Annotated in this window: 21 protein-coding genes; 17 read left to right on the forward strand and 4 right to left on the reverse strand. The window is 68.7% G+C overall.

All coding sequences use genetic code 11. From position 1 onward, the window contains the following. The first annotated feature begins 58 nt into the window (after positions 1–58). From BJP65_RS16555 to BJP65_RS09110, 3 genes are all read left to right on the forward strand, one after another. Positions 59–514: a hypothetical protein gene (locus BJP65_RS16555; protein ID WP_156784857.1), complete on the forward strand. Its 456-nt coding sequence runs from the start codon at positions 59–61 to the stop codon at positions 512–514. 552 nt (positions 515–1,066) lie between these two features. After that, the gene (locus tag BJP65_RS17095) at positions 1,067–1,534 is read left to right on the forward strand and encodes a hypothetical protein (RefSeq protein WP_308447280.1); all 468 of its coding nucleotides are present in this window, start codon (positions 1,067–1,069) and stop codon (positions 1,532–1,534) included. Further along, a complete protein-coding gene (locus BJP65_RS09110; protein ID WP_070409929.1) occupies positions 1,527–2,837 on the forward strand; it encodes an O-acetylhomoserine aminocarboxypropyltransferase/cysteine synthase family protein in 1,311 nt (436 codons plus the stop codon). Before BJP65_RS17095 ends, BJP65_RS09110 begins: the two co-directional genes overlap by 8 nt. Positions 2,838–3,317: 480 nt before the next feature. Here BJP65_RS09110 and BJP65_RS09115 read toward each other — a convergent pair whose 3' ends face one another. Next, positions 3,318–4,379: an LLM class flavin-dependent oxidoreductase gene (locus tag BJP65_RS09115; protein ID WP_219811343.1), complete on the reverse strand. Its 1,062-nt coding sequence runs from the start codon at positions 4,377–4,379 to the stop codon at positions 3,318–3,320. Positions 4,380–4,502: 123 nt separating this feature from the next. Here BJP65_RS09115 and sfnG point away from each other — a divergent pair, with 123 nt between their 5' ends. Together sfnG and BJP65_RS09125 are read left to right on the forward strand one after the other, a co-directional pair. Next, positions 4,503–5,636 carry a dimethylsulfone monooxygenase SfnG gene (gene sfnG / locus BJP65_RS09120; RefSeq protein ID WP_070408923.1) on the forward strand — a complete coding sequence of 378 codons (1,134 nt, stop codon included), beginning with the start codon at positions 4,503–4,505 and terminating at the stop codon, positions 5,634–5,636. A gap of 26 nt (positions 5,637–5,662) precedes the next feature. Beyond that, positions 5,663–6,733: a putative FMN-dependent luciferase-like monooxygenase gene (locus BJP65_RS09125; protein ID WP_070408924.1), complete on the forward strand. Its 1,071-nt coding sequence runs from the start codon at positions 5,663–5,665 to the stop codon at positions 6,731–6,733. Between the two features lie 48 nt (positions 6,734–6,781). Here the strand turns inward: BJP65_RS09125 and BJP65_RS09130 are convergent, their stop codons facing one another. Then, entirely contained in the window at positions 6,782–7,900 is a 1,119-nt protein-coding gene (locus BJP65_RS09130; protein WP_070408925.1) for a hypothetical protein, read from the reverse strand. Between the two features lie 28 nt (positions 7,901–7,928). Then, entirely contained in the window at positions 7,929–9,092 is a 1,164-nt protein-coding gene (locus BJP65_RS09135; RefSeq protein ID WP_070408926.1) for a hypothetical protein, read from the reverse strand. Positions 9,093–9,278: 186 nt separating this feature from the next. Here BJP65_RS09135 and rpsF point away from each other — a divergent pair, with 186 nt between their 5' ends. The 11 genes from rpsF to dnaB all read left to right on the forward strand — a co-directional run bounded on the left by rpsF (position 9,279) and on the right by dnaB (position 18,786). Next, positions 9,279–9,671, forward strand: coding sequence for a 30S ribosomal protein S6 (gene rpsF, locus BJP65_RS09140; protein ID WP_055832381.1), 393 nt, complete (start codon positions 9,279–9,281; stop codon positions 9,669–9,671). Positions 9,672–9,676: 5 nt separating this feature from the next. Continuing rightward, the gene (locus tag BJP65_RS09145; protein WP_070408927.1) at positions 9,677–10,198 is read left to right on the forward strand and encodes a single-stranded DNA-binding protein; all 522 of its coding nucleotides are present in this window, start codon (positions 9,677–9,679) and stop codon (positions 10,196–10,198) included. Positions 10,199–10,299: 101 nt separating this feature from the next. Next, positions 10,300–10,554: a 30S ribosomal protein S18 gene (rpsR, locus tag BJP65_RS09150; RefSeq protein ID WP_055832386.1), complete on the forward strand. Its 255-nt coding sequence runs from the start codon at positions 10,300–10,302 to the stop codon at positions 10,552–10,554. A 10-nt stretch (positions 10,555–10,564) separates the two neighbouring features. Continuing rightward, positions 10,565–11,017: a 50S ribosomal protein L9 gene (rplI, locus tag BJP65_RS09155; RefSeq protein WP_055832388.1), complete on the forward strand. Its 453-nt coding sequence runs from the start codon at positions 10,565–10,567 to the stop codon at positions 11,015–11,017. 187 nt (positions 11,018–11,204) lie between these two features. Then, a complete protein-coding gene (locus tag BJP65_RS09160; protein WP_070408928.1) occupies positions 11,205–12,575 on the forward strand; it encodes an adenosylhomocysteinase in 1,371 nt (456 codons plus the stop codon). Then, positions 12,572–13,867, forward strand: a complete 1,296-nt coding sequence (locus BJP65_RS09165; RefSeq protein ID WP_070408929.1) for an amidohydrolase family protein — start codon at positions 12,572–12,574, stop codon at positions 13,865–13,867. Before BJP65_RS09160 ends, BJP65_RS09165 begins: the two co-directional genes overlap by 4 nt. Further along, the gene (locus BJP65_RS09170) at positions 13,864–14,292 is read left to right on the forward strand and encodes a cupin domain-containing protein (protein WP_070408930.1); all 429 of its coding nucleotides are present in this window, start codon (positions 13,864–13,866) and stop codon (positions 14,290–14,292) included. The genes BJP65_RS09165 and BJP65_RS09170 overlap by 4 nt, the downstream gene beginning before the upstream one ends. A gap of 61 nt (positions 14,293–14,353) precedes the next feature. Beyond that, positions 14,354–15,220, forward strand: a complete 867-nt coding sequence (locus BJP65_RS09175) for an ABC transporter substrate-binding protein (protein ID WP_258027449.1) — start codon at positions 14,354–14,356, stop codon at positions 15,218–15,220. Positions 15,221–15,225: 5 nt separating this feature from the next. Next, entirely contained in the window at positions 15,226–16,092 is an 867-nt protein-coding gene (locus tag BJP65_RS09180; protein WP_055832397.1) for an amino acid ABC transporter permease, read from the forward strand. After that, positions 16,089–16,832 (forward strand): amino acid ABC transporter ATP-binding protein, encoded by a 744-nt coding sequence (locus BJP65_RS09185; protein WP_055832399.1) that lies wholly within the window; start codon positions 16,089–16,091, stop codon positions 16,830–16,832. The genes BJP65_RS09180 and BJP65_RS09185 overlap by 4 nt, the downstream gene beginning before the upstream one ends. A gap of 586 nt (positions 16,833–17,418) precedes the next feature. Then, positions 17,419–18,786 carry a replicative DNA helicase gene (gene dnaB / locus BJP65_RS09190; protein WP_055832400.1) on the forward strand — a complete coding sequence of 456 codons (1,368 nt, stop codon included), beginning with the start codon at positions 17,419–17,421 and terminating at the stop codon, positions 18,784–18,786. An 82-nt stretch (positions 18,787–18,868) separates the two neighbouring features. Here the strand turns inward: dnaB and BJP65_RS09195 are convergent, their stop codons facing one another. Further along, positions 18,869–19,453 (reverse strand): TetR/AcrR family transcriptional regulator, encoded by a 585-nt coding sequence (locus tag BJP65_RS09195; RefSeq protein WP_070408932.1) that lies wholly within the window; start codon positions 19,451–19,453, stop codon positions 18,869–18,871. A gap of 76 nt (positions 19,454–19,529) precedes the next feature. On the opposite strand from BJP65_RS09195, the gene BJP65_RS09200 reads away from it, so the two are divergent. Continuing rightward, positions 19,530–20,177: an SDR family NAD(P)-dependent oxidoreductase gene (locus tag BJP65_RS09200; protein WP_083285957.1), complete on the forward strand. Its 648-nt coding sequence runs from the start codon at positions 19,530–19,532 to the stop codon at positions 20,175–20,177. Positions 20,178–20,223: the final 46 nt, after the last annotated feature.

The following is a 20,223-nucleotide window of genomic DNA, read 5'->3' on the forward strand; positions in this document are numbered from 1 at the left end:
CCTGGCGTGCATCGCACTTACGGGCTGCTCGCTCACGAACCAATCTGAGGAAGAAACCATGACCGTCGACAGTGTTTTATCTCGCGGGAACGACTTGTACGCGGCTGTGCGAGCTGTCGTGGGTGAGGACGCGTGGTCGACAGATGAGAAATGGCTATCGTGCGGGGTTACTGATGGACAGGCGCGGGTGCAATTGCGTCTCGACTCAAGGCTTGCGGCGGACATTCCCGGACGACCTCAAGATCTGATCGAGCTTGTGCGCGAGCGCTGGTTGGCCTTGGGCGTCGATGCCGCCCCCGCAGTCAACAGCGATCTTGATCCCGTCCGATACATACTTTCCGACCCGCCTTTCTTGCAGGGCGTGAAACAGGACGGTTCCACTTCGAATCTCTGGCTCGGAACAGGGATCGCCAACTTTGGCTACGTCAGCCCCTGCGTCCCCGGTGACGTGTTTCTGCTGAACGGCGTGACACGTTCATCTTTTTCCCACACGTCGTCGGGTACGACGCACTGAGAGGACCGAACGAACTTCAGGGTGTCCTCCGGTGACGCTCCGCACCCGCGATGTCCGAGCCTCGGGTTAGCCTGACCACATGTCGGGCAAGGTCTACGTCATCCATGAGAACCCCCAGTGGCTCCCGCCGTTCGAGGCGGCGTTCACAGCCGAGGGTGTGCCGTTCGAGGAGTGGTTGCTCACCGACGGGTCGATCGACCTGTCGGTCGAGCCGCCCGAGGGCATCTTCTGGTCGCGTCTGAGTGCCTCGGCGCATACGCGTGATCACGCGCACAGCAAGGAGTTCGGCCGTGCCGTGCTGCGCTGGCTGGCGTCGTGGGGGCGCACCGTCATCAACGGCGCCGACGTGCTGGAGCTCGAGGTCAGCAAGGTCGCTCAGCATGCGGCTCTGCGTCACGCCGGTATCGATGTGCCGCGGACCGTCGCGGTGTTCGGCGTCGACGATCTCGCCGCGAAGGCCGAGCAGTTCGGGGCACCGTTCATCAGCAAGCACAACCAGGGAGGCAAGGGCCTCGGCGTACGCCGCTGGGACTCCGTGGCCGAGTTCTCGGAATGGGTCTCCTCCCCGAGTTCGAGCCGTCGCCCGACGGCATCACGCTGCTGCAAGAACTCCTGGTCGCGAAGGCGCCGTTCATCACCCGCGCCGAGTTCGTGGCGGGCGAGTTCGTCTACGCCGTTCGAGTCGACACGAGCGCGGGCAGCTTCGAGCTCTGCCCGGCCGAGGCCTGCGCGGTGCCCGGAGCCGACGGTGTCGAGCCCGAGCCCCTCTTCCGCCTCCGCGATGACGTCGACCAGGCACTCATCGACCGTTACCTGGCCTTCCTCGCCGCCGAGGGGGTCGGCATCGCCGGGATCGAGTTCATCGAGACCCGTGACGGACGCACCGTCACCTACGACGTGAACACCAACACCAACTACAACCCCGATGTCGAGGCGACCGCGCCGCGTTCCGGACCGCGTGCCATCGCGCGCTGGCTGGGTTCGCTGCTCCCCCAAGAGGCTGTGGGTGCCCGTGGCTGAGGCTGCCTCGCCGCACACAGAGTGGCACGGCTTCGGGTTCGCGACGCGTCAGGTGCACGCCGGCGAGGTCGAAGACCTCACGCACGGCTCCCGCATCACCCCGGTGCACCTGTCGGCGGCGTACCGTTTCGCCTCGTTCCAAGAGGCCACCGATCGGTTCGGCGGCGCCGATCTGGGGCACCTGTACTCGCGAAACCTGAACCCGACGAACCAGGTCGCCGAAGCACGACTGGCGTCGCTCGAAGGCGGTGCCGGCACGATCGTCGTCGGCTCCGGCCAGGCAGCCATCACCATGGCCCTGCTGGGTCTCGCCGGCAGCGGCGAGCACCTCGTGTCGACCGCGAGCATCTACAGCGGAACCCGAGTGCTGTTCGACCGCACCTTCGCGCGCATGGGTGTCAGCGTCGACTACGTCTGGGACCCCAGCGACGAGCGCGAGTGGGACTCCCTCATTCGGCCCGAGACCAAGGCGATCTTCACCGAGACGTTGCCGAACCCGAAGAACGACGTCGTCGACATCGACGCCGTCGCCCGAGTGGCACGCAGGCACGGCATCCCCCTCGTCGTGGACAACACGATCGCGACCCCCTTCCTGATCCGTCCCATCGAGCACGGAGCCGACATCGTCGTGCATTCCGCGACGAAGTTCCTCTCGGGTCACGGCGCCAATCTCGCGGGTGCCGTCGTCGACGGCGGAACGTTCGACTGGCCGGCATCCGATCGCCCCTATCCAGGAATCACCGCAACGCCGATCGCAGAACACGCCTCGTTCGTCGACGCGTTCGGCCCTCGCGCGTTCGAGTTCTTCCTGCGGTTCGGCATCGCCAACGACACCGGTCCCGCCCTGTCGCCGCTCAACGGCTTCCTGCTGCAGCAGGGCATGGAGACGTTGTCGGTGCGCATGCGCCAACACCTCTCCAGCGCACACACGATCGCGACGTGGCTCGAGCAACACGGCGGCGTCGAGAGCGTCGACTACGCCGGACTCCCGTCGCACCCGCAGCACGCGCTCGCCGTCCGCGACTACGGCGGGCTCTCGGGATCGGTATTCTCGTTCACGGTGGCCGGGGGCCGCGACGGCGCAGAGCGGTTCTTCGACGCGCTGCGCCTGTTCAGCCGCATGACGAACATCGGCGACACCCGCTCGATGGCGCTGCACCCCGCGACCACGACCCACCTGGGCTTCACGCAAGAGACGCGCGACCGTCTCGGCATCGGCGACGGTCTCGTGCGTCTGTCGATCGGCCTCGAGGATGCCGCAGACCTCATCGCCGACCTGGATCAGGCGCTTCGCGCGGTCTGACGCCGGCGGCGCCGCACCGCGGGCCGATCCGTCGGCCTCGGCGGCTTTTGTCGAGCTCAGCCCCTGACGCCGACGCAGCACTCCTCCCCGCCCCCCGTTGAGTGTCCAAGACACGCCGCATCCGCGCTCGACTGAGCGGCGTGTCCTGGACACTCAACGCTGGGGACGCCCGCGCAGCGCGCGCGGCGTGGAGACGCGCAGGCCGCTCTCTCCCCCCGTTGAGTGTCCAAGACACGCCGCACCCCACCCCGACTGAGCGGCGTGTTCTGGACACTCAACGCTGGGGACGCCCGCGCAGCGCGCGCGGCGTGGAGACGCGCAGGCCGCTCTCTCCCCCCGTTGAGTGTCCAAGACACGCCGCACCCCACCCCGACTGAGCGGCGTGTTCTGGACACTCAACGCTGGGGAAGCGCACGTAGAGCGTGGGGCGCGTTCGGAACCCTCACCAGGGGAGACGCGCGCAGCGCGAGGGCGCCGCGATCAGGCGTCGCGGAGAGCCTCGAGGCGCCGCACGCGCGGGATGACGTCGGCGGCGAAACGCTGCAGTTCGGGCAGGTGCGGCGAGAACTGCAGCAGCAGGGTCGAGACGCCGACGTTCGCGAACTCGACGATGCGTTCGGCAACCTGATCGGGCGTGCCGATGAGGTTGGGCCGCAGGCCGCGGTTCGACACCGAGTACTCCTTCAGGTCGACCGGGGTGTCGAGCTTCGACTTGCTCACGAAGTCCTGGTAAGAGCCGTAGGCCGCTCCCCCGCGCACGTCGGTGATGCGGTCGATCTCGGCCTGGGCCTCGTCGTCGGTGTCGCGGACGACCGCGTACGCGGCCATGCCGAACGCCTCGAACGGCGAGGCGCCGGCCTCGGAGCGCCGACGGCGCATGTCGGCCACCTTCGTCGACAGCTCCTCGAGCGTGCCGCCGTGCGTCAGGTACGCGTCGGCGAAGCGCGTGATCGCGGTGCGACCGGCCTCGCTCTCGCCCCCGGCGTACAGGCGCGGAAGCACCTGCGGCTTCGGTTCGGTGTACGTGCCCTCGGTGCGGTAGTACTCGCCCTCGTAGGCGAAGGGGGTCTGCGTCCACAGGCCCCGCAGCACCTCGACCCACTCGATCGTGCGGGCGTAACGGTCGTCGTGCGCGCTGAACAGGCCGTCGTACTGCTTGGCCTCTTCGGCCCACCAGGCCGACACGACGTTCAGCGTGAAGCGCCCCCCGCTGATCTCGTCTATGGTCGCCGCCTGCTTCGCGGTGTGGAACGGGTTGTGAAACCCCGGGCGCACCGCCGTCATGAGCTCGAGACGAGACGTCACCGCCGCCAGACCGGCGGTCACCGCCCACGCGTCGAGCGACGGGGCTTCGACGCCCTTGATGTCGTTCAGGTTGAGCTCGGGAATGAGCGTCAGGTCGAAGCCGCCCTCTTCGGCGACGCGGGCGATCTCGGCGATGTGGGCGAACGACACGGGCGTCTGCTCGTCGTCGACGTTGCGCAACCACCCGCCGAAGATCGGGGTCCAGTAGCCGAATCGCACGCGCTGGGGGGAGGTCATTGGTCCATCCTCACCCGTTCCCAGACGCCCGGGGTCACGGGGCGAAACGGGCCGTCACATGACGTTGACCCGAAGCCGACCCGGTGCGACGGTGGCCGTGTTCCGATCCGCGAGGAGGATTCCATGACCGACATCTCCCCCACCCACGAGCCCCTGAAGTTCGCCTACTGGGTTCCCAACGTCAGTGGCGGACTGGTCATCAGCTCGATCGAGCAGCGCACCGACTGGAGTTACGACTACAACGTGAAGCTGGCGCAGACGGCCGAGCGCGTCGGCTTCGAGTACGCGCTGAGCCAGGTGCGGTACGCCTCCAGCTACGGCGCGGCCCAGCAGCACGAGTCCACCTCGATCAGCCTCGCGCTGCTGCTGAACACCGAGCGACTCAAGGTCATCTCGGCGATCCACCCGGGGATCTGGCATCCGGCGGTTCTCGCGAAGTTCATCAACACCGCCGACCAGTTCTCGCACGGGCGGGCCGCGGTGAACGTGGTCAGCGGATGGTTCAAAGACGAGTACACCGACCTAGGTCTGGAATGGCTCGAACACGATGAGCGGTACGAGCGGGCCGCCGAATTCATCCAGGTGCTGCGGGGCCTCTGGACACACGAGAAGTTCTCGTTCCACGGCAAGTACTACGACATCACCGACTTCACGCTGCGTCCGTTCCCGTACGAGGTGCCGGGGCGCCCCCACCCCGAGATCTTCCAGGGCGGGAACAGCACCGCCGCGCGATTCAATGGCGGCGCCTTCTCGGACTGGTACTTCTCGAACGGCAAGGACTTCGACGGCTTCACCGAGCAGTACGACGACGTCACGCGCGTCGCCGCCGAGCACGGGCGCCGCACGCGCTTCGGCCTGAACGGCTTCGTCATCCAGCGCGACAGCCGTGCCGCGGCCGAGGCGCAGCTGCGCGACATCATCGAGCACGCCGACGACAGCGCGGTGCAGGGATTCCGTCGGAGCGTGCAAGAAGCCGGTGCCGCCACGAAAGACGGCAAGGGCATGTGGGCCGACTCGTCGCTCGACGACCTCGTGCAGTACAACGACGGTTTCCGCACGAAATTGTTCGGCGACGCGCAGCAGATCGCGGAACGGATCATCGAATACAAGAAGCGCGGTGTCGATCTGTTCCTGCTGGGCTTCCTGCATTTCCAGGAGGAGCTCGAGCACTTCGGTGAGACGGTGATCCCGATCGTGCGCGAGCTCGAGGCCGATCTCGCGCGCACCGGGGACGCGATCGCGGTACCGGCCCGCTGACCGGAGGCCCCGCTTAGGCTCGAAGAATGGCGCGAATCAGCGGGGTGCCCGAGAGCACGCGGGTCGGCGCGCGGCTGGGGTTCTTCACCCGACTTCTGGATGCCGGAACCGACGGCCAGCGGTATCGTGCGGCGCTCGAACAGGTGCGTGCGGCCGAGAAGCTCGGCTTCGCGTCGTTGTGGGTCGCCCAGCATCACTTCGACCGTGACGAGGGGGGACTGCCGTCGCCCTTCCCGTTCCTGGCGGCGGCCGCCGTGCAGACCGACCACATCGCCCTGGGAACCGGCATCGTGACGCTGCCCATCGACGACCCGGTTCGCGTGGCCGAAGATGCCGCGTTCGTCGACGCCCTGAGCGCAGGGCGCGTGCAGCTCGGCATCGGCACCGGTGGCACTCCCTCGTCGTTCGCCGCGTTCCGCCGCTCGTCCGACGACCGGCGCGAGATCCAGGCCGAGCACGTCTCGGTACTCCGCGACGCCTTCGCCGGGCGCGGGATCCGCGACACGGAGCTGCGGCTCAACCCCCCAGCTCCCCACCTGGGCTCACGCCTCTGGCAGGCGACCTTCTCGGTCGACGGCGGGCGTCGCGCCGGGCGGGAGGGCGACGGTCTTCTGCTCTCGCGCACGCAGCCCCGAGAACCCGGGCAGGCGCTGCACGATGTCCAGCTGCCGGTCATCGAGGCCTACCTCGCGGCGTTGCCGTCGGGGGTCGAGCCCCGCATCCTCGCCTCGCGCACGGCGGTGGTGGTCGACGCTGCCGACCTCGACGAGACCTGGCGCGGAGCTGAGCGCGGCATCCGGCGCCTCACCCGCACCTTCCTTCGACGCGACGACTCGGGTGATCTGCGAGATCTGGCGCGCGACTCCGACACCCACCTCGGCACCGTCGACGAGGTCGTGGCCTCACTGACCGCCGATCTCACCCTGGCCCGGGCGACAGATGTGGCTTTCCAGGTGCATTCCGTCGACCCCGCGCACGAGGTGACGCTGCGCTCGCTGGAGTTGCTGGCCGAGGAGGTGGCCCCCCGTATCGGCTTGCGCACGGGGGCCGAGGCCGCCGGTGAGCTTCTGAATGTCGGGGCCGACGTCGACGTATGACGCCAGAGGAATACATTCCTCCGTCGGAATGCGTTCGCCTCGACCCCGTCAACGGAAGAGGTCGAAGACGAGGGTGAACACCCACCAGCCGCCGATGGCGACCGCGACGACGACGGTGACCCACGAGAAGCGGCGTTTCAACCGTCGACCAGGCACGGCGACGCCCCGGGGTGGGGGAGTGAGCAGCGGAGCGGCCGGATACGACACTCCGGCGTCGACCGAAACCGTGGGCACCCCCGACGAGGCTGCGGCCGACAGCCGCTCATCGCGCCAGCGCGCCCACTGCGCGAGTTTGTCGTCGATCGCGTCGACGGTCACGAACAACCGCTCCCAGACGGCGGGGTCGAGCGTCGACAGCTCGCGCCGCGAGTAGAGGAACAGCCAGTCGTCGATGATCTCGACGTCGAGCGCGGCGGCGCTGTCGATGAAGCGCGCCATCACGTCGGGCGTGAAGAGATACAGTGCATCGCGCTCGTACCCCTCCGGGCAGTACAGCGCGAAGTGCCTGTCGAAATCGCCCTCGAGACTGAGCCGCTGGCGTGGGCCGAACGAGACGGGCAGGTTGGTTCCCCCGAAGAGGCCGTTGTTGCCCACGGCATCCAGGACGATGTGCGGCAGCGGGGTGTCGAGGCGGAGGGCGACGTACCCCCACCGGTGCGTCTGCTTGTTCTTGCCCGACCCCGTCTCGTACGAGAAGTTGCCGATCTCCACGGCCCGCGGACGTTCTCCGCGCACGAGATCGCTGGTCTCGCGAGCGCGACCGAGGCCGAAGATCATGCCGGGAAGCTCGGGGTTCGCGAACCCCGGATGCCAGGTCATCCCGTTGGCGCGCGCGAAGCGGTCCAGGCGGTATCGGCGCACGGCCGCTCCCCCGAGGCCGCGGATGATCGCCACACCCGTGAAGACGGCGATGGCCAGGAAGAAGGCGAGGACCAGCAGGGAGATCGGGCCGGAGCCGTCGCGTGCGAAGAACGACGCGACGATCGCGCCGAAGACCGGCACGGCCACGAGCAGGAACGCGGCGCCCACGATCACCAGCACGACGATCGACACGAGCCGACCGCTCAGTCTGCCCTCGCGTCGCAGCTGCGCGCTGAACGCGCGCGCCGTCGCGCGGTCGACGGGCTCGGTGAGCGGCGCGGGGTCGAACGGTGCGTTCCGGGTCATCGTGATCGCCTCCCTTCGTCGACGGTACTCACAGCGACACCAGGACCAGCAGCGGCACGAGCAGCATCACCACTCCCACGGCGAACGCCCCGCCCACGATCACCAGCACGACGACCCACGGATTGCTGCGACGCAGTCGACGGCCGGCCGGAGCCACTCCCCGCGGGTGCGGCTGGAGCAGGCGGGCAGGCACGACGGGTGCGCCCCCGGATGCCGCTCCCCCGGCGTGGGCGACGGGGGCCGGAGTCGGCGCGGGCACGGCGGTCATGCGGTCGTCACGCCACCGCTCCCACTGCTCGAGCTTGTCGAGCAGCGCGGAGATCACCGAGAACTCCCACGCCCAGCGCCCCGGATCGACGCTCGACAACTCCTCGCGGGAGTAGAGGAACAACCAGTCGTCGACGATCTCGACGTCGAGCACCGCGGCGTTGTCGATGAACCGGGCCATGACGTCGGGAGTGAAGAGGTACAGCGCGTCGCGTTCGTAGCCCTCGGGGCAGAACAGGCGGAAGTGGCGGTCGAAGTCTCCCTCGAGGCTGAGCCGTTGGCCTCGCACCCACGACGCCGGAAGGTTCGACCCGAACGCGCCGTCGTTCGCCGTGGCATCGAGGACGATGTGGGGGAGCGGCGTGCCGAGGCGGATGGCGATGTAGCCCCACCGCACGGTGGTGCTGATTTTGCCGTTGCTCACGACGTACGAGTGGTTGCCGATCTCGACGAAGCGCGGCTGCAGGCCCCGCACCACATCGGTCGCCGTGCGAGCGCTGCCGAGCGAGAAGATCACCCCGGGAAGCGGGGGCGCCGGCACCGCGGGGATGTACTCCATGCCCACGTCGCGGGCGAACCCGGCGATCCGCCACCGGCGGTCTTCCTGCGCCCGCACGCCGCGCTGAGCGACGAGGATGCCGGCGATCAGGGCGCCGAGTCCCAGCAGCACGGGCACAACGAAGAGGAACCCGACGACGATCGCGCCCTCGTGCAGCACCGAGGCGAAGACCGCGACCAAGAACGCGAAGAACACGCCCATTCCGGCGATCATCGCGAACGCGATCGTGTACGCGACCACCGCGACGGCACCGTTGCCCGACGGCAGGCGCCCCTCGGCGCGCAGCCGTGCGGTGAAGGCGCGCGCGCCCGCGCGATCCTCGGGTATCAGGAGTGCCCTCGCGTCGAACGGTCGTATCCCTGTCATGCGGCCCCCCGCCGTCGGTGTGCTCCACGCTACCGATCGCCGATTCCCCGGGGGAGCCGGCATCCGTTAGACTACGAAGGTTGTCCGGTCACGCCCATGCGCGTATAAGCCCGCGACAACGTGCACCACACCCTCCTGCTGCCGGGAAATGCCCGTCAGCCGTTCTAGTCCGAAGGAGGTGGGTTAGTGACGCACCAGTACGAACTCATGGTCATCTTCGATCCCGAGGTCGACGAGCGCCAGGTCGCTCCGAAGCTCGACGGATTCCTCAAGGTCATCACGGCCGATGGGGGAACCATCGACAAGATCGACATCTGGGGCCGCCGTCGCCTTGCCTACGAGATCCGCAAGAAGAACGAGGGCATCTACGCCGTCGTCAACTTCGTCGCGACCAGCGCTGCCACGAACGAGCTCGACCGTCAGCTGAAGCTGAACGAGCAGATCATGCGCACCAAGGTCCTGCGGGCTGAAGAGGCCATCGCTCAGGTTGCCGCCGAAGCCAAGCGCTCCGAGGAGAAGGCTGCTCGCAAGGCCGCCGCTCCCCGCAAGGTCGAGTCCGCCGAGAAGGCTGCGAAGTAACGACGATGGCCGGCGAAACCGTCATCACCGTTGTGGGCAACCTCACGGCCGACCCCGAACTGCGTTACACGCAGAACGGTCTTCCGGTCGCGAACTTCACCATCGCGTCGACTCCCCGCACGTTCGACCGTCAGGCGAACGAGTGGAAAGACGGCGAGGCGCTGTTCCTGCGTGCCTCGGTGTGGCGCGAATTCGCCGAGCACGTCGCCGGTTCGCTGACGAAGGGTTCCCGTGTCATCGCGACCGGTCGCCTCAAGCAGCGTTCGTACCAGGACCGCGAGGGCAACAACCGCACCTCCATCGAACTCGAAGTCGATGAGATCGGACCCTCGCTCCGCTACGCGACCGCTCAGGTCACCCGTGCCGCGTCCAGCGGCGGTGGTGGCGGGGGCGGACAGCGCCCGCAGGTGCAGCAGTCGGCTGATGAGCCGTGGTCGACTCCCGGGTCGAACAACGGCGGCAACAGCGGCGGCGGCGCCGACGCGTGGAGCACTCCCGGTTCCTACGGAGACGACACACCGTTCTGATCTTCGCCGCGCTCTCGAGCGTGACGATCCCTGAAATTCCGGATGCCATCCGCCGGTCCGCGTGACCGAGCAGGCATCCGAACCACACGAAAGAAGGAAGCATGGCTGGAAAGGCCACTGGCGACCGCCGCAAGCCGCGGAAGGGCGCGAAGAACGCAGCCCCCGCGAAGGCGATTCGCGTCGGCGTCATCGATTACAAGGACGTCCCCACCCTCCGCAAGTTCATCTCGGAGCGCGGGAAGATCCGTGCCCGTCGTATCACCGGTGTCTCCGTGCAGGAGCAGCGCCTGATCGCCCGCGCCATCAAGAACGCGCGCGAGATGGCTCTTCTGCCCTACGCCGGCGCTGGCCGCTAAGGAGCACCCGATGGCAAAGCTGATTCTCACGAATGAGGTCACCGGGCTCGGTAGCGCCGGTGACGTTGTCGAGGTCAAGAACGGGTACGCCCGTAACTACCTCATCCCCCAGGGTTTCGCCGTCGCGTGGTCGCGCGGTGGCGAGAAGCAGGTCTCGTCGATCCGTGCCGCTCGCGAGAGCCGCGCGATCCACGATCACGAAGACGCTGTGGCCCTGAAGAACACGCTCGAGTCGAACACCGTCAAGCTGGCCGTCAAGGCCGGTAACGAGGGTCGCCTCTTCGGTTCGGTCAAGACGGGCGACGTCGCCGACGCCGTCAAGGCCGCCGGTCTCGGCGAGCTCGACAAGCGCAAGATCCAGATCACCTCGGCGATCAAGTCGGTCGGCGAGCACGAGGCGACCGTTCGCCTGCGTGACGACGTCACCGCCGTGATCACCCTCCAGGTGGTTGCCGCGAAGTAATTTGCGACGCACGAATGGGCCCCGCTCCTGCTTCGGCAGGGCGGGGCCTTTTCGCGTCCTGCCGCGGGCCCGTCATCGCGACGGCGGGCTCGAACGGCTCCTCCACCGGGACGGCTCCCGGTCCGCGCCAGGTGAGGACCCCGTGACCGTCGAGGGGACCGGTGCCGCCGAGCCTAGGCTGAGAGCCGTGACCGACCCCCGCGCACCCGAGCGCATCGTCCGCCGCTTCGCGCGCGCCTCGAACCTCATGATCGCCGGCCGCCCCTTCGCGGTGCGCGGCGAGGGTTCCGCCGACCTGCACGCTCTGCTCGCCCGGCTGGGTGGCATCCCGAGCCCGTCGCCGGCGACCGGTCGCGTCGAGTTCGATCTGGATGCCGACACCACCACGCTCGACGGAGTGCCCCTTCCCGAGCGCGGCGACGCCGCCGGCCGCATCGCCTTCGCGCGCACCCACATGCCCGTCGCCGCCGCTCTCGCGGAGCGCCTCGACCTGACCGGCCTACGGGTGGGCGTGGCGATGGTGCTCGAGCCCAAGACCGCCGTGCTGTCGCTGCTGCTGCGCGCGCGGGGCGCCGAGGTGTCGGTCTACGCGCACCCCGACGAGACCGATGCCGCGGTCGCCGACGAGCTGCGCGCGCGAGGCTTCGCCGTGACCGCCGATCCCGCCCTGGCAGGAGCCGAGGAACGGGCCGCCGCCCTCGGCTTTCTGCGGGCGGGCCTCGACGTGCTGCTCGACGACGGTGCGCACCTGGTGCGCCTGGCCCACGAGGACGACCCCGCGCTGGTCGACGGCTGGATCGGTGCGTGCGAAGAGACGACGAGCGGGCTGGCGCCGCTGCGCCGGATGCACGACGCCGGAATGCTGCGCTGCGCCGTGATGGCCGTCAACGACGCCCGTACGAAGACGATGTTCGACAACCGCTATGGCACCGGGCAGTCCTGCGTGTTCGCGATCGCCGATCTGCTCGAGGAGCGGGGGATCGCGCTGACCGACCAGCCCGCTCTCGTGATCGGCTACGGTCCGGTGGGTCAGGGCGTCGCGGCTCACCTGCGTGCCCTCGGCGCAGAGGTGCGGATCGCCGAGACCGATCCCGTCCGGGCCCTCGAGGCGCGGCACGACGGCTTCGCCACGGGGGCGGCGCGCGAGCTGGCATCCGGAGCCCTGGTGGTGTCGGCGACGGGTGTTCCGGCGACCGTGACCCCCGAGATCGCCGCGGGGGCGCGGATCATCGCCGTCGCCGGGGGAGTGCCGGGCGAGGTGTCCGACGCGGGAGCCGCCCTGCTGCTCGGCGGTGGGGGAGCGGTGAACATCACCGCAGCCGAGGGCAACCCCATCGAGATCATGGACCTGTCCTTCGCCGTGCAGCTCGCCGCCCTCGGCGAACTGCTGTCGCGTCGCCCCGCACCCGGGGTGCACGCGCTCGACGCCGGCGTCGACGATCTCGTGGCCCGCACGGCGCTGGTCGTGCGCGGGGCCGACCTCGACGCCCCTCGCGTCCTCGATGCCGACGGCCTCGACGACTGGCGTTCCCCGCGCTACCGGGGCGGTGCCGCATGAACGTCGTGCTGTATTCGGCATCCCTCGTTCTGCCCATCACGGCTCCGCCGATTCCGGGCGGGGCGATCGCCGTGGCGGGCGGGCGCATCCGGCACGTGGGCGATCGCGAATGGGTGCGGCACGAGCTGCGCGCGCGAGGGGTGGCCTTCGACGAGGTGCACTGGCCGGGCGTGCTCACCCCCGGCCTGGTGAACGCCCACTCGCACCTGCAGTACACGGGCATGGCCGAGGTCGGCCGCGGTTCCTACGCGGGCTTCGACGACTGGGACGAGGCGTTCACGCCCGTCTACCGCGAGGCGCACGACTGGGCGGCGGATGCCAGAACCGGCGCGCTCGCCATGATCGCCGCGGGGACCACCGCGGTGGCCGACATCGTCACCGACGTTGAGGCGGCCTCGGCGCTGCACGACGCGCGGCTGCACGGCATCACCTACTGGGAGGTGATGAGCTGGACCAACGCGGCGTGGGCCCAACGCGGCCGCGCGGAGGTGGAGGCACGGCTCGATGCGCTGCCCGGCCCTCCCGGTACGGGGCTGTCGCCGCACGCGCCGTACTCGCTCGACGTGGAGCCGCTGCTCGAGATCCCCGACATCGTGCGCGAGCGGGGGAGTCGGCTGCACCTGCACCTGGGCGAGGCGGCGTTCGAGCGCGAGCACGGCGAGGCCGTGCCGTGGCAGGTGCATCGGCCGTCGAGCTTCCGGGCGCTGCGCGACGAGGGCTTCGGCACCGGGGCGACGGAGTTCGTCGACGAGCTGGGCGTTCTGGGGCCGGACTGCCACATCGCGCACGGGGTCTACATGACCGCGCGCGACCGGGCGATCCTGCGCGCCCGCGGCACGACGGTGGCGCTCTGCCCGCGCTCCAACGCCGTCATCGGGCTCGACGAGCCGCCCGTGGCCGCCTACCTCATCGAGGGCAATGCGCTCGCCGTGGGCACCGACTCCCTGGCATCCAGTCCCTCACTCGACCTGCTCGCCGACGTGTCGGCCCTGCATCGCCTCGCGCGGACCCAGGGGTACGTCAATCGCGACCTGTCGGAGTTGCTGCTGCGCGCGGCGACGCTGGGCGGGGCGCACGCGATGGGCCTCGACACCGGACCCGCCCGCACGGGGTACCTCGCCGTGGGCGCCGTCGCCGACCTGGCGTTCTTCGACGTCGCGGTGTCGGACGTCGATGACACCATCGAGCATCTCGCGGTGGACGGCGCGGGTTCCGCGGCCGCCACCTTCATCGACGGCGAGGCCCGGTGGGTCTCGGCCGGCTTCACCCGAGAGACCGGAGTCCTCACATGACCGATCGCCCCGCCGCCGCCGTCCTGCTCGATCTCGAGCCCCACGCCGAGGGTGGCTGGTTCCGCCGCATGTGGACCGGCGGCTATGCGGTCGAGACGCCGGCGGGCGAGCGGCCCGCGGCCACCTGCATCCACTACCTGCTCACCCCCGGCGAAGAGAGCGCGTGGCACGTCGTCACGAGCGACGAGGTGTGGCTCTGGCACGGCCCCGGAACGCTCGAGCTGTCGCTGGGCGGCGACGGCGCCGAGCCGGGGGAGGCGCGCACCGTGACGCTCGGTCCCGACCTCGCCGCGGGCCACGTGCTGCAGCACACCGTGCCCGCCGGGGTATGGCAGTCCGCTCGGCTGGCGGGGGAGTCCGAGGTCGTCGTCAGCTGCCTCGTGTCGCCAGGTTTCAGCTTCGAGGATTGGCGCCTCGCCCCGTGATTTAGGCTGTGCACATCACAGCACTCCGGGGATGACCCCGATACGTCCACGAGGAGACATCGTGACCACTTTCGCACGCCTGCGCCGCGCCGCCGCCCTGACCGCCGTGGCCACCGCCACGGTCGTCTCGCTCACCGCCTGCGCCTTCGCCCCCACGGGCTCCGACGCCGGCGCCGCCCCCGCTTCCGAGGGGGCGCTGCAGACCGTCACGGCCGGCAAGCTCACCATCGCCACGGGCGAGCCGGCGTTCTCGCCGTGGGTCGAGAACGACGACCCCGCGTCGTGCGAGGGCTTCGAGGCCGCCGTCTCGTGCGCCGTCGCCGAGAAGCTCGGCTTCGCGACGAGCGACGTGGTGTGGGTGCGCTCCAACTTCGACAGCGCCATCGCTCCCGGTCCGAAGGACTGGGACATGAACGTGCAGCAGTTCTCGATCACCGACGAGCGCAAAGAGGCCGTCGACTTCTCGTCGCCGTACTACACGACCACGCAGGCCGTCGTGACGACCGGTGCCTCGCCCGTCGCCGGTGCGACGAGCGTCGCCGAGCTGAAGAGCGTGCCCGTGGGCGTCATGAGCGCCACGACGAGCTACCAGGTGGCCGCCGACCAGCTCGGCACCACGAACCTCAGCGTCTTCAACTCCAACGACGACGCCGTCGCCGCCCTGCAGTCGGGCCAGGTCGACGCGATCGTCGTCGACCTGCCGACCGCGTTCTACCTCGCCGGTGCCGTGCTCGACGACGGCAAGGTCGTCGGCCAGCTGCCCGACTCGTCGGCCGGCGGAGACGAGCTCGCCTACGTGCTGCCCAAGGACTCGGCGCTGACCACCCCGGTCACCGAGGCGGTCGACGCCCTGCGCGCCGAAGGCACGCTCGACGAGCTGCAGCAGAAGTGGCTCGGTGGCACGGCCGCCGCGCCCGTGCTCAAGTAACCACGGTGGCCACCCCCGCACCCGGCGGCGTGTGGAGCCCGAGCGAGCTCGAACTCGCCCGGCGCTCCACACGGCGTCAGCAGTCGACCAGGTCGGTGCTGATCGCGCTGATCAGCTCGGTCGTGTTCGTCGTCGTCGTCGGCTGGGCGATCCTGTCGAGTCCCGGCTGGGAAGACGTGCGGCGGAGCTTCTTCAACGTCGACGTCGCGCTGGCGAGCTTTCCGTCGGTGCTCGCGGGGCTGTGGGTCAACATCCAGGTGCTGATCGTCGCGGCCATCTCGGTCGCGATCCTCGGCACCACCCTGGCCGTGCTGCGCTCGCTGCGGGGCCCGGTGTTCTTCCCGCTCCGCGCCCTCGCCACGGTGTACACCGACCTGTTCCGCGGCATCCCGCTGCTGATCGTGCTGTACCTGGTCGGCTTCGGCCTGCCCGCCCTCGGCGTCTTCGGCCGAGTGCCGGTGGTGCTGTGGGGCACGGTGGCCATCGTGCTGACGTACTCGGCCTACATCGCCGAGGTGCTCCGCGCGGGTATGGAGGCCGTGCACCCCTCGCAGCGCGTCGCCGCCCGCTCGCTGGGCCTGACCCACGGCCAGACGCTGCGCATCGTCGTCATCCCCCAGGGCGTGCGCAAGGTCGTCCCCGCCCTGATGAACGACTTCGTGTCGATGCAGAAAGACGTGGGTCTCATCTCGGTTCTGGGAGCGGTGGATGCCGTGCGCGCGGCGCAGATCGCCGCGGCACAGTCGTACAACTTCACGCCCTACATCGTGGCGGCGCTGCTGTTCGTGGCCATGGCCCTGCCGATGATCCGCCTCACCGACTACGTCTCGGCGCGACTGGCCCGCCGCGAGCAGATGGGTGGCGTCGTATGAGCGTCCTCGACGTCAAGAACGTGCGCAAGGCCTTCGGTGACCACGTCGTGCTCGACGGCATCGACCTGTCGATCGACCAGCACGAGGTCGTCGTGCTCATCGGCGCCTCGGGGTCGGGCAAGTCGACCCTGCTGCGCACCATCAACCTCATCGAGCGCGTCGACGACGGCCAGATCTTGCTGAACGGCGACGATCTGACCGATCCGACCGTCGATCAGGATGCCGCTCGGGCCCGCATCGGCGTGGTCTTCCAGCACTTCAACCTCTTCCCGCACCTGCGGGTCATCGACAACGTCACCCTCGCGGCGCGCAAGGTGCACCGCGCGAGCAAGAGCGAGGCCTACGCGCGCGGGACCGAGCTGCTCGAGCAGTTGGGCTTGGGGGCGAAGGCCCGCGAGTTCCCCGACCGCCTCTCGGGCGGTCAGCAGCAGCGCGTGGCCATCGTGCGTGCCGTCATGACCGACCCCGAGCTGCTGCTGCTCGACGAGATCACCTCGGCGCTCGACCCGCAGCTCGTCGGCGAGGTGCTCGACCTGGTGCGCGTGCTGCGCGATCGCGGGTCGACCATGCTCATGGCAACGCACGAGATGTCGTTCGCCCGCGAGGTGGCCGACCGCATCGTGTTCATGAAGGGCGGACGGATCGTCGAGCAGGGCACTCCGGCTCAGATCCTCGACACTCCGCAGCACCCCGACACCATCGCGTTCCTCGAGCGCGAACGTCGCGGCGGGGCGCTCTGACGACGATTGCCTCGACCCCGTGCTCGTGGTCATCGGGGCGGTCGGCGTGCCCGCAGCGGGGCTCCTGTGACGGTTGAGGCGCGGGTTAACACCGGTTGACCTCGGGGTGTCCGAACGACACGCCGAGGGTGGGGAAAAACTTGACACGGACCCCGCCCGTCAGTACGAGTCGGCGAAGTTATCCCCCGAGTTGTACACATGTGCGTCCCTAGCGGACAACCTTCAACGCAAACTTCACATCGAATTTCCTCAGGAAACCTGTGGAGAAGGAAAACCCAGATCAGGCGGCACTTGAAGGCCTAAAATCCGATCCATCCACCGGGTTATCCACAGTAGTTGTGCACAGACGTGACGGCGTTTCCCGCATCTTCTCCACAGAGTTATCCACAGGCACATTTGCGTGGAAGAAGAGGTGCTCTTAACGTGGGGGCAGCCCATCGGGCATCCCCTCACCACCCGCTCGTGTCGATGTCGGACGTCCGTGATCTGATGCTTCCGAGGTCGCCGCGACGTCCCGTCCCCGCAGCCGCACGCGCGCACGGGGGAACGCCGAAACGAAGGGCGCCCGAGATCAGAAGGAGAGCCCGTGTCGATCGCTGACATCGCCGAAGAGCGTCTCGGAAAAGCCCCGCGTCCCGAGCGCACTCCGCCGCACGACACCCTCGCCGAGCAGAGCGCGCTGGGCGGCATGCTGCTGTCGAAAGACGCCGTGGCCGACGTCATCGAAAGCCTGCGCGGCCCCGACTTCTACGTGCCGAAGCACGAGCTGATCTTCGAGGCCATCCTCACCCTGTACTCGCACGGCGAGCCCACCGACGTCGTGGCCGTCACCGACGAGTTGATCAAGACCGGTGAGCTGCAGCGAGCCGGGGGAGCGGACTACCTCCACACCCTCACCTCGATCGTGCCCACCGCGGCGAACGCGGGCTACTACGCCTCGATCGTCGCCGAGCGCGCGCTGCTGCGTCGCTTGGTCGAGGCCGGCACGCGCATCGTGCAGATGGGCTACGCGGGCGAGGGTGATCCGGTCGATCTCGTCAACAGCGCCCAGGCCGAGATCTACAACGTCTCGGGCGACGACAGCGCCGACGACTACATTCCCCTGACGATGGCGGTGGATGCCGCGGTCGAAGAGATCGAGGCCGCCCGCGGTCGCGACGGGTCGATGACCGGCATCCCCACGGGCTTCGCCGGTCTCGACCAGCTGACCAACGGTCTGCACCCGGGCCAGATGATCGTTCTCGCCGCGCGCCCCGCCATGGGTAAGTCGACGCTCGCGCTCGACTTCGCCCGCGCGGCCGCGATCAAGTCGAACGCGCCGTGCATCTTCTTCTCGCTCGAAATGGGTCGTTCCGAGATCGCCATGCGCCTTCTCAGCGCCGAGGGTTCGATCCCGCTGCAGAGCATGCGTAAGGGAACGCTCGACTCGCGCGACTGGACCACCGTCGCCTCCACGCGCGGGCGCATCAACGACGCCCCCCTCTACATCGACGACAGCCCGAACATGACGCTGGTCGAGATCCGGGCGAAGTGCCGCCGCCTCAAGCAGCGCGAGGGTCTGAAGATGGTCGTCATCGACTACCTGCAGCTGCTCACGAGCGGTAAGCGCGTAGAGTCGCGTCAGCAGGAGGTCAGCGAGTTCTCGCGTGCGCTGAAGCTGATGGCGAAGGAGCTGCAGGTTCCCGTCATCGCGCTGTCGCAGCTGAACCGTGGCGCCGAGCAGCGCGCCGACAAGAAGCCGGCGCTTTCCGACCTGCGTGAGTCGGGCTCGATCGAGCAGGATGCCGACATGGTGGTGCTGCTGCACCGCGAGGCCGCATACGAGAAGGACTCGCCGCGCGCGGGTGAGGCGGATCTGATCGTGGCGAAGCACCGTAACGGTCCGACGGACACGATCACGGTGGCGTTCCAGGGGCATTATTCGCGGTTCGCGGATATGGCGCCGGGGATGTAGTTCTCTTTTTGTGGATCCCCGCGGAAGACGTCAGATTGCCGCCGTGAATGCCTCGAGGCGACAAGCTCCTGGCGGACGCGGTTCACGACCTTCGGCTGGTCGAGCTCATCTGGTCAGTCGACCTCCACGCCACGCCACGCAACGTGCGGTCGACGTGATCTTCCATCCAACCGTGGTCGAAGGTGCCCCTGCGGAGCAGCCAGCGATGGAGGACTGGACCGAGCAAGAGTTCCGCCGCCGCATCGGGCTCGGTGACTCCGCCACGTTCGAGGCGTTGGGCGACGGCGGACATCTGGGGCTCGAGCAATAGGTCGCGGTACTGGCGGGCAAGGTCAGAGTCCGTCTGGATGGCGGCGGTGACTGTGCGCAACAACGGCTCAGTCGCGGGCGAGGTCAGCTCATGGATTGTCTGCTGCACCAGCAGGAGAAGATCGGACCTCAAGTCGCCGCTATCGGGCACGGCGACAACGCCCTCGGCAGTCTCGCTCCGGGCGAGCAACGCGTCGAACAGGATCGTCGACGTCGACGGCCAGGTTCGGTAAAGAGTTTGTTTGCCCACGCCCGCGCGGGCGGCGATGCCCTCCATCGTGACCTTTGCGATTCCGGCATCACCTACGAGAGCAAGAGCCGCCTCATGCACCCGTGCGCGCGTTCGTGTGCTGGCCATGGTCTGATCATATCCAAAATGGGACGCTGCGTCTCGTTTTGGATAGAGTGACCGGATGAGCACTCGACAGGTCTGGATGATCACCGGAGCCGGCCGCGGGCTCGGCCGCGCCCTTACTCTCGCTGCGCTGGCGGAGGGGCACACGGTCGTGGCTACCGTGCGCGGCGAACACACCCTCCCCGCTCATGAGCAGTTGCACGTCAGACACCTGGATGTGCGCGACCGGGCGATGGCGACGGCTGTCGTCGAGACAGCGGCGTCGGAGCTCGGGCGCCTGGACGTCCTGGTGAACAACGCCGGCTACGGCCTCATCGGAGCGATCGAAGAAGTGGACGAGAACGAGGCGCGAGATCTCCTCGATACCGACCTTCTCGGGCCGCTCTGGCTGTCGCAAGCTGTGCTTCCGGTCATGCGCCGCCAGGGAGGAGGGCACATCGTCCAGATATCGACGGTCGGAGCCGCCGGCACTATGCCCACGCTGGGTCTCTACAACGCGGCGAAGTGGGGTCTCGAAGGGTGGAGCGAGGCGATGGCGGCCGAAGTCGCCGAGTTCGGTGTCCGCACGACCATCGTCGAGCCCGGAGCTATCGACACCGAATGGGGCGCCGGCAGCATGCATTTTGCGACGCCCGCTCCTGCCTACGACAAGGTGACCCCGAGCTCGAGTGCGCGGCGGATCGTGCGGATCGACTCGTCGTTGTCGAGCCCTCCGCCGGTCGTGTAAGTGCCGGCCATGGTCATCGCGCCGAGGCCGATGCGGGAGACGTCGA

Source organism: Microbacterium sp. BH-3-3-3 (assembly GCF_001792815.1).
Taxonomy (GTDB): Bacteria; Actinomycetota; Actinomycetes; order Actinomycetales; family Microbacteriaceae; genus Microbacterium.

Bases quoted from the DNA above. Each gene is read 5' to 3' on its own strand.
- BJP65_RS16555 (WP_156784857.1), top strand. From the start codon at position 59: ATGACCGTCGACAGTGTTTTATCTCGCGGGAACGACTTGTACGCGGCT.
- BJP65_RS17095 (WP_308447280.1), top strand. From the start codon at position 1,067: ATGGGTCTCCTCCCCGAGTTCGAGCCGTCGCCCGACGGCATCACGCTG.
- BJP65_RS09115 (WP_219811343.1), bottom strand. From the start codon at position 4,379: ATGACCTCCCCCCAGCGCGTGCGATTCGGCTACTGGACCCCGATCTTC.
- sfnG (WP_070408923.1), top strand. From the start codon at position 4,503: ATGACCGACATCTCCCCCACCCACGAGCCCCTGAAGTTCGCCTACTGG.
- BJP65_RS09125 (WP_070408924.1), top strand. From the start codon at position 5,663: ATGGCGCGAATCAGCGGGGTGCCCGAGAGCACGCGGGTCGGCGCGCGG.
- BJP65_RS09130 (WP_070408925.1), bottom strand. From the start codon at position 7,900: ATGACCCGGAACGCACCGTTCGACCCCGCGCCGCTCACCGAGCCCGTC.
- BJP65_RS09135 (WP_070408926.1), bottom strand. From the start codon at position 9,092: ATGACAGGGATACGACCGTTCGACGCGAGGGCACTCCTGATACCCGAG.
- BJP65_RS09145 (WP_070408927.1), top strand. From the start codon at position 9,677: ATGGCCGGCGAAACCGTCATCACCGTTGTGGGCAACCTCACGGCCGAC.
- rpsR (WP_055832386.1), top strand. From the start codon at position 10,300: ATGGCTGGAAAGGCCACTGGCGACCGCCGCAAGCCGCGGAAGGGCGCG.
- rplI (WP_055832388.1), top strand. From the start codon at position 10,565: ATGGCAAAGCTGATTCTCACGAATGAGGTCACCGGGCTCGGTAGCGCC.
- BJP65_RS09165 (WP_070408929.1), top strand. From the start codon at position 12,572: ATGAACGTCGTGCTGTATTCGGCATCCCTCGTTCTGCCCATCACGGCT.
- BJP65_RS09170 (WP_070408930.1), top strand. From the start codon at position 13,864: ATGACCGATCGCCCCGCCGCCGCCGTCCTGCTCGATCTCGAGCCCCAC.
- BJP65_RS09185 (WP_055832399.1), top strand. From the start codon at position 16,089: ATGAGCGTCCTCGACGTCAAGAACGTGCGCAAGGCCTTCGGTGACCAC.
- BJP65_RS09195 (WP_070408932.1), bottom strand. From the start codon at position 19,453: ATGGCCAGCACACGAACGCGCGCACGGGTGCATGAGGCGGCTCTTGCT.
- BJP65_RS09200 (WP_083285957.1), top strand. From the start codon at position 19,530: ATGATCACCGGAGCCGGCCGCGGGCTCGGCCGCGCCCTTACTCTCGCT.